Origin of the sequence: Photorhabdus sp. RM322S, from assembly GCF_042879395.1 — a bacterium.
Taxonomy (GTDB): Bacteria; Pseudomonadota; Gammaproteobacteria; order Enterobacterales; family Enterobacteriaceae; genus Photorhabdus; species Photorhabdus khanii.
In genome coordinates this window covers 41,310-56,343 of record NZ_JBHFKW010000023.1, presented here as the reverse complement: position 1 = coordinate 56,343, position 15,034 = coordinate 41,310, and the positions used below count along the sequence as shown (strand labels likewise).

The following is a 15,034-nucleotide window of genomic DNA, read 5'->3' as shown; positions in this document are numbered from 1 at the left end:
GGGGAACCTCTGTTTTTAGGTGAAAAGCCCGATAGGGCTTTCAGAATACTGACCAACCCATTTAAAAACATCCCCAAATACATAAGCAGAATGCCACACATCTGCTGGATTGGGGATGTCATACCATTAAAAAATCAAAAGAATTTTTATTGTTTAAAAAAATAGCATTTCCATCCTTATCGCCACTTACTAGCATTTAATACATCGCATTCCCCATTATCAGGATTAAACAACCCGATCTTGATCACATTTCGTACTATCCATTCAGACAGATAAATAATCACACATTAGAATAGTTTGCTTATGTCACTATCAAATTATCAATATTTTCTATGGAAAGATTACCGTTTTATCACCAAAGCTCGATTAACTTAAGAAAAGAGACAGTACGATGGATAAGCGCAACACCCCGGTGGTCAGGGCCACGAGTTATCTTTTAATTTACCTTACCGCCGTTTATCCCCTTCATCCGGCAATCGCCGCCGGCATAACGCCGGATAATAGCCAAACGCAGGTACAAAATCAGGGTCATGTCCCGGTGGTGAATATCGCAACCCCGAATAACGCGGGGATATCCCACAACACCTATCAAGAGTTTAACGTTGCCACTCAGGGTGCCGTACTCAATAACGCCACTCAGGTAGCACAGTCACAACTGGCCGGGCAACTTAACGCCAACCCTAATCTGAAAGATAACGCGGCGGAACTGATTATTAACGAAGTCACCGGCAACGGGCGTTCTGAGCTGCAAGGTCAGTTGGAAATTGTCGGCAATAAAGCCAACGTAATGATCGCCAACCCCAACGGTATTACCTGTGATGGTTGTGGTTTTATCAACACTTCCGCGACCACCCTGACCACCGGGAAACCCCAGTTTGACAAACAGGGGGCGCTGGAAGCATTAGAAGTTAAACAAGGCCAGATCACCATTAGCGGCAAAGGGCTGGATGGCAAAGCAACAGATTATGTCGATATCATCAGCCGGGCGACGGAGTTAAATGGAAAAATTCAGGCGAATAACCTGTCGCTGACGCAAGGCGCTAACCGCATCAATTTAAAAGACGGCACGGTTAACACTATCGCCGGAGAAGGTGTTAAACCGCAACTAGCCGTTGATACCAAAGCCTTAGGCGGTATGTATGCCAATAAAATCCGGCTGGTGGCTACCGAAGCCGGCGTCGGCGTCAATCTCACCCACCTGACCACCCAGGACGCTATCCGTTTGACCGCGGAGGGTAAAATTATCCTGGGGGAAGTCCAGACCGGGACAGATATCAACATCAACAGCAAGGCCATTGAAACGACAGCACAAAGCCGCGTGCAAGCGGGTCAGCATCTGACATTGACCACCAAAGCACTCCACAATCAAGGGCAAATCCGGGCGGGCGGTGATATCACCCTTAAAGCAACCCAACTGGATAACGTCAATCCGGCCGGGCAAAGCCACCCGATCATTACCGCAGGTAAAAACAACCGCATTACCGCTGACGAGATAAACAATGTTGGCGAGTTAAGCGCGGTACAAAATCTCACCCTGACCGGCAAAAATTTTTCAACAAAAACGATAAAAGACCATCGGGGGAATAGCATCGGTAAACTCAGCGCGGGTGGAGATCTGACGGCGACATTTAAACAGGTCTTTCGTTTTGATTTGGACAAGGACCATGTTAACGCGGGTAAGAAACCCCATGATCCGGCGTTAATCACCGGGAAAAACATTGCGCTCACCGCCAACGACTTAGTTAATTCTGCGTCAATGAAAGCCGAACAAAACGTCACCATTGACGCAGAAACCGTCTATTTAGACCGCGGAAATTTAACCGCCGGGAACCATGTCCTGCTGGAGGGAAAGTCACATCTTCATGTGAAGGGCTATGATATCGCCGGTCGTGATGTGACCTTGCTTGCCCGTCGGGGGCTGCTTTCTTTGGTCTCCGGCGACGACTATACCCCGACAGGAATATCGGCATTCACCACGCTCTCTGCGGATAACAGGTTACGCATTATCGCCGAGGGTCATATTAATCTTTCAAATATTCTGATCAATAAGGCGAAAAATATCTTCATGGCGGCCAATGGGATGATTGAAATGGCTGCCTATGCGGATTTTGATGATGAGGAGAACCGCACTGGGGGGATTCGACTTGATGATGAAACTCAACACGCGCTCATCAACCAGCGTCTGCACCAGCTCAGTCACCTGGAAGCGGATGAAAATATTGAGGTTCACGCGGGAAAAGTGATTGATCTGCGAACCCTGTCGTTGACAGCGGGGAAAGATATCACCCTGACCAGTGGTGATGCGCTTGATATCAGTACGGAAGACGCCTATGAATATGAAAATGGCGATAAAAAATACGCTGTCAATGAGGACGATATTGATGATGAGGAAAATGAACCCTCCGCTGCCCCATTTCAATTCCCGATAATAAAAAGCACCCTCACGGCCGGTAACAATTTAACCCTGAATGCCGGCGGTCAGATTGTAGATACTGACGCCAGGTTGCTGGTCAAAGGGACGACGACAATCGCCCAAAACAACACCGAATTGCACTCAGCTGAAGGAAAGTATAATGCCGTTGCAGGAAAGTATACGCCGGTCACCTCTGCGCTGATTGACCGGGCATTAAGCGGTGCGCCGCAACTGACCCTCAATCTCGCCGAAGTCGAAGGGGAAGTGCCCGGGATCCAACTGGCGGATAAACAAACGCGCATCACCTCGAAAAACAATCGCCCGATTATTCATATTGCAGCCCCGAACACCCGGGGCGTTTCACATAACCGTTATCAGGCATTTAATGTCGGGACCTCAGGACTGGTATTGAATAACGCGACCCACGACACCCGGTCTTTGCTGGCCGGGCACATTAGCGCGAATCTGAACTTCACCGGTCAACCGGCTGAGCTGATTATTCATGAAGTCGTGGGGGCGGTTGCCTCAAATCTGCAAGGCCTGCTGGAAGTGGTGGGAAAAAAAGCCCCGGTCGTCATCGTCAACCCGAATGGCATCACCTGTAATGGCTGTGGCTTTATCCATACCCCGGCAGTGACATTCTCGACCGGGAAACCGGTGTTTGATAAAGAGGGCGCGTTAGCGGCCTTAACCGTGAAAAAAGGCACCCTCACCCTGGGTGAAAAAGGGCTGGATGCAACGGCACAGGATAAGGTCGAGATTATCAGCCGGGCCACACAGCTTCACGGTAAACTCCGGGCGAAAAACCTGACATTGACCCAAGGGCCCAACCGGATTGATGTCAAGCGCGGGACCCTTGTCCCCCTGACAGGGGAAGGTTATACCTCGTGGGAAGCGATTGAAACCCGGCCATTGGGCGGCATAGAGGCCAATGTGCTCCGGGTAGTCAGTACCGAACCGGGTAAGGCGGTCAAGCTGACGACAACGCCAGGCGATATCCGTTTGATCGCTGACGGCAATATCTCTCTGGCAAATACATTAATTAACCGGGCGAAAAATATCTTTTTAGCCAGCAATGGGAAGATTGACGTTTCTCTCTCGCCTCTGCGCCCGTTCAGCCAATGGCAAGCGGATGAAAATATTGAAATCCATGCGGGCGCAGGGATAAATCTGGCGGGCATTGCCCTGACGGCGGGAAAAGATATTGCCCTGACCAGTGGTGACGCGATGAAGATGGGGCCAGTCACCGCCGGCAACACGTTAACCCTGATTGCCCGCCACACGATGACGGAGACCCCCTTATCGGCAGCAGGGGCGACCACCGTCGCTAAAAACAGCACTGCATTGCACTCAGCCAAAGGCAAGTATACCCCGGTGACCACGGCGCTGATTGACCTCGCCTCAGGCCATTCCCCCCGGCTGACCCTCCCTGTCCCGGAAATAGCCGGTGGCATACCCGGGCTGATACTGGCGGATAAGCAAACCCGCATCACCTTGAAAAACAATCGCCCGATTATTCATATTGCGGCGCCGAATGCCCGGGGGATTTCGCATAACCGTTATCAGACGTTTAATGTCGGGGCCTTAGGCGTGGTGTTGAATAATGCGACCGCTGAGACCTCATCCGTCCTGGCGGGGCCGATTAAGGCAAACCCCAACTTCAACGGTCAATCGGCAGGGCTGATTATTCATGAAGTGGTGGGGACGATTGCCTCAAATTTACAGGGCCTGCTGGAAGTGGCGGGGCAAACAGCCGCGGTCTTCATGGCCAACCCGAATGGCATGACCTGTAACGGTTGCGGCTTTATCCAGACCCCGGCGATCACCTTATCCACCGGTCAGCCGGTGTTGGATAAAGACGGGGCGTTAGCGGCCTTAGAAGTAAAAAAAGGCACCCTGACCCTGGGTGAAAAAGGGCTGGAGGCGACGGCGCAGGATGTCGATATTCTCAGCCGGGCCGCCCTATTTAACGGCAAAATACAGGCGAAAAACCTGACACTGACACACGGCCCCAACCGGATTGATGTCAAACGTGGCACCCTGATCCCCATCACAGGGGAAGGTGATACCCCTTGGGAAGCGATTAATATCCCGTCGTCGGGAGGCATGTCTGCCGATAAAATTCAGCTGGTGAGTACCGAGCCGGGTAAGGAAGTTAACCTGACCCACCTGACGGCAACGCAAGGCACCCTCCATGTGACTGCTGATGGCGAAGTGACGCTGGGCAAGGTGCAGGCGAAAACGGACATCACCGTCAGCAGTCAGGCAATAAGAACAGCGGAACAGAGTGAGGTGCAGGCCGGGAAAGATATCACGCTGGCGACAAACACGCTGGATAACCGGGGGCAGATTGTGGCAGGCGGTGATATGCGGTTATTTGTTGATCGCCTGCACAATGGGCTGCATGCGTGGCTTGAAGCCCGTCATCATCTCTGGCTGCAAAAAGACGCAAGCGGCCACCTCAGCACCCGTGTTGACAACGATTCAGCAACACTGAAAACCCGGCAGGGGGATATCGTTATTCGCACCACAGCCCTCAGTCATTCGGGCGGCGCCAACCTCACTGCGGGCGCGAATGCGTATATCAATGCGACAAAGCTTGATAACAGCGGCCAGTTTAAGGCGCAGAACAATCTCATCTTAACCGGTAACCATTTTAACGGGACGGCCGGTACACTCTCCGCCGCGCTGAATGTGGTGGCTGACTTTATTCATCAATTCAGGGGGAGTGCATTAATCTCCGCTAAAAATATTCTGCTGCATGCCGGTGACATTACCGGCATGGGGCACCTCGAGGCGGAAAATGACCTGTCAGTCATCGGTGAAGGTCAAATTGAGGTTAACGGCAGCAAACTGGCGGCACAGAAGGATCTGACACTGATAGCAGGCAACGATATCACCGCCTATAACGCCGGACTGACAGGTGAAAATGTGGCGCTGCTCGCGCGTGAAGGCGACATCCGGATAAGCGGTGACGGCGCAAGTATTTCAGCCCATCACCAGATGCAGATGGTCGCCGGTAACAAACTGGATCTCCAGGGGACATTGGCGACAAAGAAAAATCTGACCCTCATGGCCGGCCACGATATCGCCATCAATCAAGCCGGGCTGACAGGGGAAAATGTTGAACTGCTTGTGCGTGAAGGTAACATCCGAATAAGCGGTGATGGCTCACGTATTTCGGCGGATAACCAGGTGCAGATGGTCGCGGGTAACAGGCTGGATCTCCGGGGAACATTGGCGGCAAAGAAAAATCTGACCCTCACGGCGGGCAACGGTATCACCGCCTATGACGCCGGGCTGACAGGCGAAAATGTTGCGCTGCGCGCACGTGAAGGTGACATCCGGATAGGCGGTGACGGCGCAAGTATTTTGGCCAATCACCAGGTGCAGATGTTTGCCGGTAACGCACTGGATCTCTACGGTATGGTGTTAGATAAAGCCGACAATATAACGTTAAACGCCGGACATAAAATTAATGCCAACCGGGCTAAATTGACGGCAAAGAAAAACCTGACCCTGATGGCGGGCAACGGTATCACCGCCCGTGACGCCGGGCTGACAGGGGAAAATGTTGAGCTGCTCGCACGCGACGGTGACATCCAAATGGGCCGCGACGGCTCACGTATTTCGGCCGGCAACAACGTGCATCTGTTTGCGAGTCAGGAACTGGATCTCCAGGGGATTTTGTTAGATAAATCCACTCACCTGACGTTAAATGCGGGGCATAAAATTAATGCCCGCCGGGCTAAATTGGCGGCAAAGAAAAACCTGACCCTCATCGCCGGCCATGATATTGCCGCGGATCACGCTGAGTTGACAGGGGAAAATGTTGAATTACTCGTGCATGAAGGCGACATCCGGATGGGCAGGGATCAGTCTTATTCATGGTCTGGTCTTTCGGCCAGGGATCATTTACGGATTTCAGCGGGCCGCGATCTGGATCTCTACGGCACCCCATTCGATAAATCACGCCATCTGACGTTCAGTGCGGGTCGTCACCTGAATGCCAGCCAGAGTCAATTAAACGCGGCGGGCAATCTTCATCTGTTTGCCGGCCATGACTTACTGTTGCGGCGAGCCCGTCTCAATGCCGGGCAACAAGTCACATTAAGCGCCGGTCACGATATCGATATGTCCCGTCACCCCACGTCAGAAAGCCGGTTGCGTGTCGCCGATTTAGCGGGATCCATCACCCAAATCACCGCAGGTGATCAGCTGCAACTCAGTGCGGGGGGCGATATCGTGGGCAGGATAGCCCGATTAACTTCAACGCAGGGAAGCGTGTTGATTAACGCCGGTCGGGATTTCATTTTCTCTGCCCAGAAATATTCGCCTGTTAACGATGAAGATCAACACTATCTGTATGCCACCGGCACCATCAACGCCGCCCACAACCTCACCTTAACGGCGACAGGTAACCTGTTGACATACGGCACAAATTTGACATCCGGCAGTGATATGCGGCTTTCCGCCGGGGGAAATGTGCGTTTTGAATCGTTGCCTGAATTTATCCGGGAAGGGAACAGTGGACGCTTTACGCAACACGCCAGTCAGTTGAAAAGTGGCGGCGCATTAACGCTCCGCGCTCAGGGCAGTATTTTATTCCAGGCCACGGAACTCATCGCGAGAGGCGTGATGGATATCACGGCAACAGGCGGCTTTCTTTATGCGCAAGCCATGGAGGAGGTTTACCGATGGGAAGAAGAGAAGAAAAGCTGTCACCGCGTTTTGGGCATTAAATCCTGTAAAATTTTTGGCTCTAAGACGGAAACCCGCAGAAAAGAGCGTTCAACCAATAAAGTCACCGAATTTACCGCCGGCGGGGATATCAACCTGAGGGCAAAAGATGACGTGACCCTGGAAGCGAGCCGGATAGACACCCAGAAAAACGCGAAAATCACCAGCCAGACGGGGAAAGTGAACTTCCGGGCGATGCCCAATACGGCTTTTGAGCAGACCGTCACGACATCCACCGGTTTTTTCATCACGCACCGCGATAAAGGCCACAGTGAAAAGACCTGGATCATCCCGTCGGTACAGGTTGGCGGTACGCTGACGGTGGAGGCGGCGAAAGGCATCAGTGCGGATGTGAAGGTTAAAGACGGACAGTTACTGGAAGACGTATTAGCGGGACTCGGTAACACCCCCGGTACCGAATGGTTGAAAAATATGCAAGACCGCAATGATGTCCGGTGGAATGAGGTTAAAGACGCCTACCGTCATTGGGACAAAAAAAGCACCCGCTTAAACCCGGTTGCAGGGGCCGTGATCGCGATTGCGGTGGCTGCGGTCACGGCGGGCTCTGGCCTGGCGGCCTGGGCGGGAAGCGGTGCTGTGGGTGCGACAGGTGCCACCGGTGTCACGGCGAGCGCGGTTTATGGGGCGGCGTATGGCGGAATGATAGGGTTAGCTTCGCAGGCGGCGGTGGCTTTAGTTGAAAATAAAGGGGATCTCACCCAAACACTGTCAACCTTAGCGCAGCGCGACGCCGTCAACTCCCTGGTGACCCAAATAGCGGTAGGTGGGGCATTAGGCGGATTGGACCACACGATGGGCTGGGGAAAATTAGTCGAAGGAACAGGCGTGGTCGATCCGATAAAAGCGCAGCTTCCCTTATTGAGTAACAATAACTGGAGTCAGGTGGCCCAGCGGATTGCGGCGCATTCCGTCGTGAGCTCAACACTGGGTACAGCCATGAATGGCGGCAGTTTTACGGATAATCTGCAAGCGGCGTTACTGAGCAATATCGGTAACCAGATGAATGCGGAAGGGGCCAAACTGATTGGGGATAACGGGGAAATTCTGGGAGTGCCGGGTAAAGCCCTCAGCCATGCGGCGGTTGCAGCCCTTGCGGCAGAAATGGGGGGCGGTGATGCCAAAGGGGCAGCGGTGGGAGCGTTGGCCGCTGAATTAGCGGCTATAACGCTGGACAAAACCTTCAGCGACCCGATGAACATTCAGGCGGGGGGCAAAATTATCGGCGGTGTTGCGGGTGCGATTGCGACCAATAGCGCAGAGGGCGCTAACAGCGGTGCCAATGCCGGTGAAATTGTCATTGTCTACAATTCACTGGCCCATCTTCTGGCCGCAGCAGAGAAAGAAAAATCAGGCACAATCAAAACCTACGAGGAGAAAAAGAGCGCCTTTTGTCAGCAGTCACCGGAGGCGTGTAAGCAAGCCGGGGAAATTATCAGCGTTGGTACTGACTTTGTGCCCGTTATTGGGGATATCAAAGGCTTTGTTGAGGCTGAGAGCGCATTAGATTATCTGGTTGCCGCAGTAGCGATTATTCCGGGTGCGGGTGATGCCGCCGGGAAGACTATCAAGGCGGCAGAGAAAGCCTTACAAAAAGGCAACGTTGGGGAAGCTTCTAAGCTGATTAATCAAGCTCGTGATACGCTAAGATTGGCCCCCAAGCCTAAAACAGTTCCAAAAATTAATTCTGAGCATGTTTTTCATGGTGAAATTAATAAGAAAGGAAAAGCTGTGGGATTCCATCATGAAGCTGGTATCGGTTATCAGGGAAAAGCACGTATTACTGAGATCACTACACCACCAAATGCTCAAGGAGTTTATCGTGGAAAGATTGAAGTATTTAACTCTCAAACAGGGCAATGGATGAAAAAAGGTACTGAATCGACTTTCTTCCCAAAATCATGGAATCGCCAGAAAATAATGTCAGAAGTCAGAGGCGCTTATAAAAATGGTACAGTACAACCAGGAGGAAAATGGGAAGGTGTATCGCCAAGTGGTGTAACAATTGGCGGTTACTTAGATCGTCATGGAAATATCAATACCGCATTCCCAATTCTTTAGAGTAAAAATTAAGATGAAATATTATATTGATGAACGCGGCCATTGCCGCGCTAAAGCTGAAACAGAAAATCATTTGATCATATCATTCCTAGAATTTGATGTGCAGAGTAGCCTATATGGTACTAACGAATATATTTCTTTATGTGAATCAGTCAGTAATGGCGAATTGCCACAATGGGAGGGTACGGGTAATGCCCATACTATCACCATCAAACCTGATGGCGTCGAAATTTTTAATGAGTACACAGAAGAAAGTCTGAAAATTACCAGCATAGAAGAGTTCAAAGGTTATCTTGAACAATGGAAGGCGCTGATCTTAAGTAAAACATAAACCTGATAAGGCCGGAAAATCCCCGCTATTTTTCGGCCTTATTAACGGTCTATCGTGGCGAATGTCCACTGTAAATGACGGCAGTTTTACGGATAATCTGCAAACCGCGTTATTGAACCATATTGGCAACCAGATGAATTCGGAAGGGGCCAGGCTGATTGGGGATAACGGGGAAATTCTGGGTGTGCCGGGTAAAGCCCTCAGCCATGCGGCGGTTGCTGCCCTTGCGGCAGAAATGGGGGGCGGCGATGCCAAAGGGGCAGCGGTGGGGGCATTGGCCGCTGAATTAGCGGCTATACGTCAGAAGGTGATGTCAGAAATTAGAGGGGCTTATAAAAATGGTACAATACAACCAAATGGTAAATGGTCAGGAACATCACCAAGCGGAGTAAAAATTGAGGGATGGCTTGATTCATCGGGCAATATCAGAACCGCCTATCCATTATATTAATGTAAGAGAATGTATGAAATTTTTAATTGCTGAGGATGGATATCCTGCTTTAGGTGCTGATTATGAGCATCATGTACTGGCTGATTTCTTAAGGGGTGATGTACAGGCTGATGTATCCTGCACTGATGAATATATTTCCTTATGTGAATCAGTCAGCAGTGGGCAACTTCCTGAATGGGAGGGCACCGGTAATGCCCATACTGTTACCATCAAACCTGATGGCGTCGAAATTTTTAATGAGTATACAGAAGAAAGTCTGAAAATTATCAGCATAGAAGAGTTCAAAGGTTATCTTGAACAATGGAAGGCGCTGATCTTAAGTAAAACATAAACCTGATAAGGCCGGAAGATCCCCGCTATCTTTCGGCCTTATTAACGTCCTATCGTGGCGAATGCCCACTGTAAATGGCGGCAGTCTCACGGATAATCTGCAAGCTGCGTTATTGAACCATATCGGTAACCAGATGAATGCTGGGGATAACGGGGAAATTCTGGGAGTGCCGGGTAAAGCCCTCAGCCATGCGGCGGTTGCAGCCCTTGCGGCAGAAATGGGGGGCGGTGATGCCAAAGGGGCAGCGGTGGGGGCATTGGCCGCAGAACTGGCAGCTATAACGCTGGACAAAACCTTCAGCGACCCGATGAACATTCAGGCAGGTGGCAAAATTATCGGTGGTGTTGCCGGTGCGATTGCGACCCATAGCGCAGAGGGTGCTAACAGCGGTGCTAATGCCGGTGAAATTGTCATTGTCTACAATTCACTGGCCCATCTTCTGGCCGCAGCAGAGAAAGAAAAATCAGGCACAATAAAAACCTACGAGGAGAAAAAGAGCGCCTTTTGTCAGCAGTCACCGGAGGCGTGTAAACAAGCCGGGGAAATTATCAGAGTTGGTACTGACTTTGTGCCCGTTATTGGGGATATCAAAGGTTTTGTCGAGGCTGAGAGCGCATTAGATTATCTAGTTGCCGCAGTAGCGATTATTCCGGGTGCGGGTGATGCTGCCGGGAAAACTATCAAGGCGGTTGAGAAAGCCTTACAGAAAGGTGACGTTGGAGAAGCGTCTAAACTGATCAATAAAGCTAGTAGTGAAATCTCTGCATATGACTCGGCAACCTATCCGAAATTGAAGCATGATTTGGCAAAACAAAATTTGCACAATATTGCTTCACAGGATTCAAGACTAGCCGCAGCGATTAAAGGAGATAATGGCAAGGTTAACTTCGGCATAGGAAGTGGAAGTCGTGAAGAAGCTGATCAGTTAGGGAAAATATGGGTTGGTGATGGCGCAAGACCAATCAGCGATGGAACTGGCTTAGTTAGCGCTGATGGTACACGTGTATATAGATACCCCAAAGAAAAACCTAACGCACCAATCTCTGTAAATCCAACAGGGGTTCAGGCTAATTTTGAAACGTACACCATTAATCCAATAACAGGACAAAAAGTTAAAACTGGTGATGGTCATTTGAGTGTATTTAAAGAGAAATAAGAAGATGAAAGCTGTGTTAAAAACTTTAGGAAATGATTGGTGTGATCTTAATACTTTCGTACCTGAAGAAGTTGATAGTTTTAATTTATTGCTAACTCTATCTATAGGTCCAGAACAAGAAGATGGTATAAATTATTTTCAGGTAAATGTTTGTACCCCTGAATGGTTTTGCAAACACCAATGGGAGCCAGAACTAATGCGGCACACACTTCTGGTACGTAAATATGATCTGGATGAAATCCAAAAAACCATCACGGACTATATTGATCAATGCGAAGGTGATGACTGGATGGAAATAGCCCAAAAGCTTTCCCGTGTATTTGCCTGGGAATATGAAGATTATCAACCTTAACCTGTTGTTATCCAAAGAGCCCAGCTCAAGAGCTGGACTCTTCCTTTAGCCGTCAGTCATTCTCAGCCAGTTGAATGATGAACTGTCTGGTCATTAGCGGCAGAACTGGCGGCCATAACGCTGGATAAAACCTTTAGCGACCCGATGGCAATTCAGGCCGGTGGTAAAGTTATCGGCGGTGTTGCGGGTGCGATTGCGACCCATAGCGCAGAGGGCGCTAACAGCGGTGCCAATGCCGGTGAAATTGTCATTGTCTACAATTCACTGGCCCATCTTCTGGCCGCAGCAGAGAAAGAAAAATCAGGCACAATCAAAACCTACGAGGAGAAAAAGAAAGTCTTTTGTCAGCAGTCACCGGAGGCGTGTAAGCAAGCCGGGGAAATTATCAGCGTTGGTACTGACTTCGTGCCCGTTATTGGGGATATCAAAGGCTTTGTCGAGGCTGAGAGCGCATTAGATTATCTGGTTGCCGCAGTAGCGATTATTCCGGGTGCGGGTGATGCCGCCGGGAAAACTATCAAGGCGGTTGAGAAAGCCTTACAGAAAGGTGACGTTGGAGAAGCTTCCAAACTGCTCAATAAGGCCAGTGATGAAATAAGACAGTTACCAAAACCAGGAACGACATTAATCCCCAGCAATGGTGTTGGAGCAGGAAGTGTTTTCAAAGTTGATGATGCTCAGTTAGGAAAAAAACTTGGAAAGCATATTGAAGATTTTGGCGGTAATGCATCAAATGCTACAGATAGAAAAATGCTGCTGGATAAAATAAATGATATAGGTAACAACGCAGATAAAACAATCCCAGGAGTTTTTGCTGGACAAGGCCCTAATGGAACAAGAGGTGATGTGTTCTTCAAAATAAAGGGTAATGATGTTGTTGTTACTAAACCAGACGGAACTTTTGTTACCATCCTAAAAGATGGGGTTAATAATACTTCTGTCAAAAACGCTCTAAAAGGAGAGCCTCGTTGAATATTATTTCTAAAGAAGCCCATGATTGGGGAATGGGCATTATTGGTAGCCGCCTTAAATCTGTTCAGGGATTAGTCTATATGCTGCACGTAGAGGATATAGAGCACCCTCAAGAATTATTTTTCGAATTTGAAGGGGCTGATATATCAAGGAAGATATCTTGTGGTCAAGACGGCTCATCACTAGTTGTATGCAGTAAGCCGATGATCGAGAGTGACTTAGGTGAATACGGGAAACAAATAATTAAGGATATATCCCAACATTCAATATTCAATAGATTGATAGGCCAGAAGTTATCTTGTTTTAATGCTATTTACTCTGAAATTGAGCAATGTGTCATTGGTTTCAGTTTTATTTTTTATAATTATGGTCAGATTAGCTTGCTTAATTTGGGAGATGAAATATATATATATAACGATATTCCAGAGTGTATTTTTCTTGAGGAGAAAATCACTTTAGTAAAAATAGTAAATCTATAATTGAAATCCCAGTATAAATATGAACTGCCCCCACAAAGTTGGACAGGTTACACTAAGCAGCTAATGATACCTGAGTCCGGAATTCCACCGGACTCAGACCATTTAATCTTGGATGCTTTGGCCGCTGGATTAGCTGCAATACACCGGATAAAACATTCAACAACTCAATGAAAACTCAGGCAGTAAAACTATTCGATATAGAACAGGTGTCGTTATAACTGATTGACTGGATGCATCCTATTTGGGATCCATTGAGACATAGAATCGACAAAAGACGAGGTTGAGTAATATCACTACAATACTCGGAATGAGAATTGCTTTATAGATTTGTCATCTTTCTAATATGGTTAACTTTCTCTTTTTACTTTTTTTCCCTTTTTGGGTGATTGGTAAACTACTTTTTTCAGTGATTAGTGAGCTAAGGGTAAAAAGCAGGTATCCATTAATACCAAATTTTTAAAAGGTACAGAGTTACTAAAAACGGCTTATTCCCTGTCATGTTTAATGTATTTTATCGACAATGCTATTTTCCGAGTATTTTACATTTACCTAACCTGCTATGACTATTTAAAAGCACGAAAACAGAGATATTAAAGCTTTTATATAAAATACGGATTTAACCATTAACAGAAAACTTAAAATAAATCAGCGAGAAAAAGAATATTATCCGAAAAAAATAAAGGAGTATCTTTATACCATCAGGCTATTTACGGGTTGATTTATGAAGATAAAAGACTTATAAAAACTGCGCAAAATTGCCGGTAAAACAGCGTTAGCAAAGATAAAAGTGAGTATAATCAACGTTGGTTAAACGTAAAAGCACAATATACCATGATGATTAAACTTAATAAAAATCAAGTAGTAAAAGCAATAAAAACAACGGTTAAAACCTTATTGCATTGATTAAAACTAGAAGTTAAAAAATGACTTTTAATAACAATTTAAAACCAGTCCATCATAAATTTATCAGTAAAAAATGAGAAAAAGAATCGGTTTTATTAATGCTTATATACCACGTAAAAAAAGATAAATAAAAACAGGAATCGGTTAATCAGACAATCTGCTTTCTAAAATGAACCGACTTTAATAACGTTTTCAACCGGTGAATAAACTCTTTCATAAACCAGTTAAATAATCATTCATAAAAAATAGGAATAACAAAATCCGCAAATAAATAACTCAACCGAATACGAGCTGGATGACTTACAGCGTTGTTATGTGGAATTTGTTATGTAACACTGCGATACATTAAATACATCCGTTAAAACTTGTTTTATACTATTTAATCCCGTTTAATAGCATTGCTTTTCTACCGTTTGATTTAAATCATGTCTCTTTTTATACCATTAAATGCGATTTAACGCTAAAATCAATTCATATCGTTATTTTTCCAAGCTTTTTCAGAGTGTAAACCTTACTGAATTAACCTTTTTATCCATTTTTCATTGCACTATTTCTTTATGGCTTATTTCGTAAAATAACGGCTAGAAAGATTTTGAATGCCCATTTATTCAGATAATATTCTTTTATGCACTGATTTTTTTCAATTCTCTGTTAATGGTATTAAATACCACATTCATTTATTTAATGCTTTTTAAACTTTTTCATACTTTTTTCTGCTAATTTACTTAATACGGTTAATCCTGTTAAATGTTTTAATATATCTCATGTTTTTGTTATCGGATTAACGCTGTTATTTTGCCTTATTAATCAATTAAAAGCGGATTTTA

At 47.3% G+C, this 15,034-nt stretch carries 8 protein-coding genes and 1 pseudogene; all 9 read left to right on the top strand.

The annotated features are described in order from the left end of the window. Positions 1-391: 391 nt before the first annotated feature. Positions 392-9,232: a filamentous hemagglutinin N-terminal domain-containing protein gene (locus tag ACGF63_RS14570; RefSeq protein ID WP_387631650.1), complete on the top strand. Its 8,841-nt coding sequence runs from the start codon at positions 392-394 to the stop codon at positions 9,230-9,232. A gap of 13 nt (positions 9,233-9,245) precedes the next feature. Continuing rightward, positions 9,246-9,563: a hypothetical protein gene (locus tag ACGF63_RS14565; protein ID WP_387631647.1), complete on the top strand. Its 318-nt coding sequence runs from the start codon at positions 9,246-9,248 to the stop codon at positions 9,561-9,563. 64 nt (positions 9,564-9,627) lie between these two features. After that, positions 9,628-9,861: pseudogene (locus tag ACGF63_RS14560) on the top strand (DUF637 domain-containing protein); the annotation flags it as partial. A gap of 12 nt (positions 9,862-9,873) precedes the next feature. After that, the gene (locus ACGF63_RS14555) at positions 9,874-10,014 is read left to right on the top strand and encodes an EndoU domain-containing protein (RefSeq protein ID WP_387631684.1); all 141 of its coding nucleotides are present in this window, start codon (positions 9,874-9,876) and stop codon (positions 10,012-10,014) included. A 13-nt stretch (positions 10,015-10,027) separates the two neighbouring features. Next, entirely contained in the window at positions 10,028-10,345 is a 318-nt protein-coding gene (locus tag ACGF63_RS14550) for a hypothetical protein (RefSeq protein ID WP_387631645.1), read from the top strand. 61 nt (positions 10,346-10,406) lie between these two features. Then, positions 10,407-11,501 (top strand): DUF637 domain-containing protein, encoded by a 1,095-nt coding sequence (locus ACGF63_RS14545; protein ID WP_387631642.1) that lies wholly within the window; start codon positions 10,407-10,409, stop codon positions 11,499-11,501. Positions 11,502-11,505: 4 nt separating this feature from the next. Further along, a complete protein-coding gene (locus ACGF63_RS14540; protein WP_387631640.1) occupies positions 11,506-11,853 on the top strand; it encodes an immunity 8 family protein in 348 nt (115 codons plus the stop codon). Positions 11,854-11,997: 144 nt separating this feature from the next. Further along, positions 11,998-12,825 carry a hypothetical protein gene (locus tag ACGF63_RS14535; RefSeq protein ID WP_387631637.1) on the top strand — a complete coding sequence of 276 codons (828 nt, stop codon included), beginning with the start codon at positions 11,998-12,000 and terminating at the stop codon, positions 12,823-12,825. Next, positions 12,822-13,304 (top strand): hypothetical protein, encoded by a 483-nt coding sequence (locus tag ACGF63_RS14530; RefSeq protein WP_387631634.1) that lies wholly within the window; start codon positions 12,822-12,824, stop codon positions 13,302-13,304. Before ACGF63_RS14535 ends, ACGF63_RS14530 begins: the two co-directional genes overlap by 4 nt. The last annotated feature ends 1,730 nt before the right edge of the window (positions 13,305-15,034 follow it).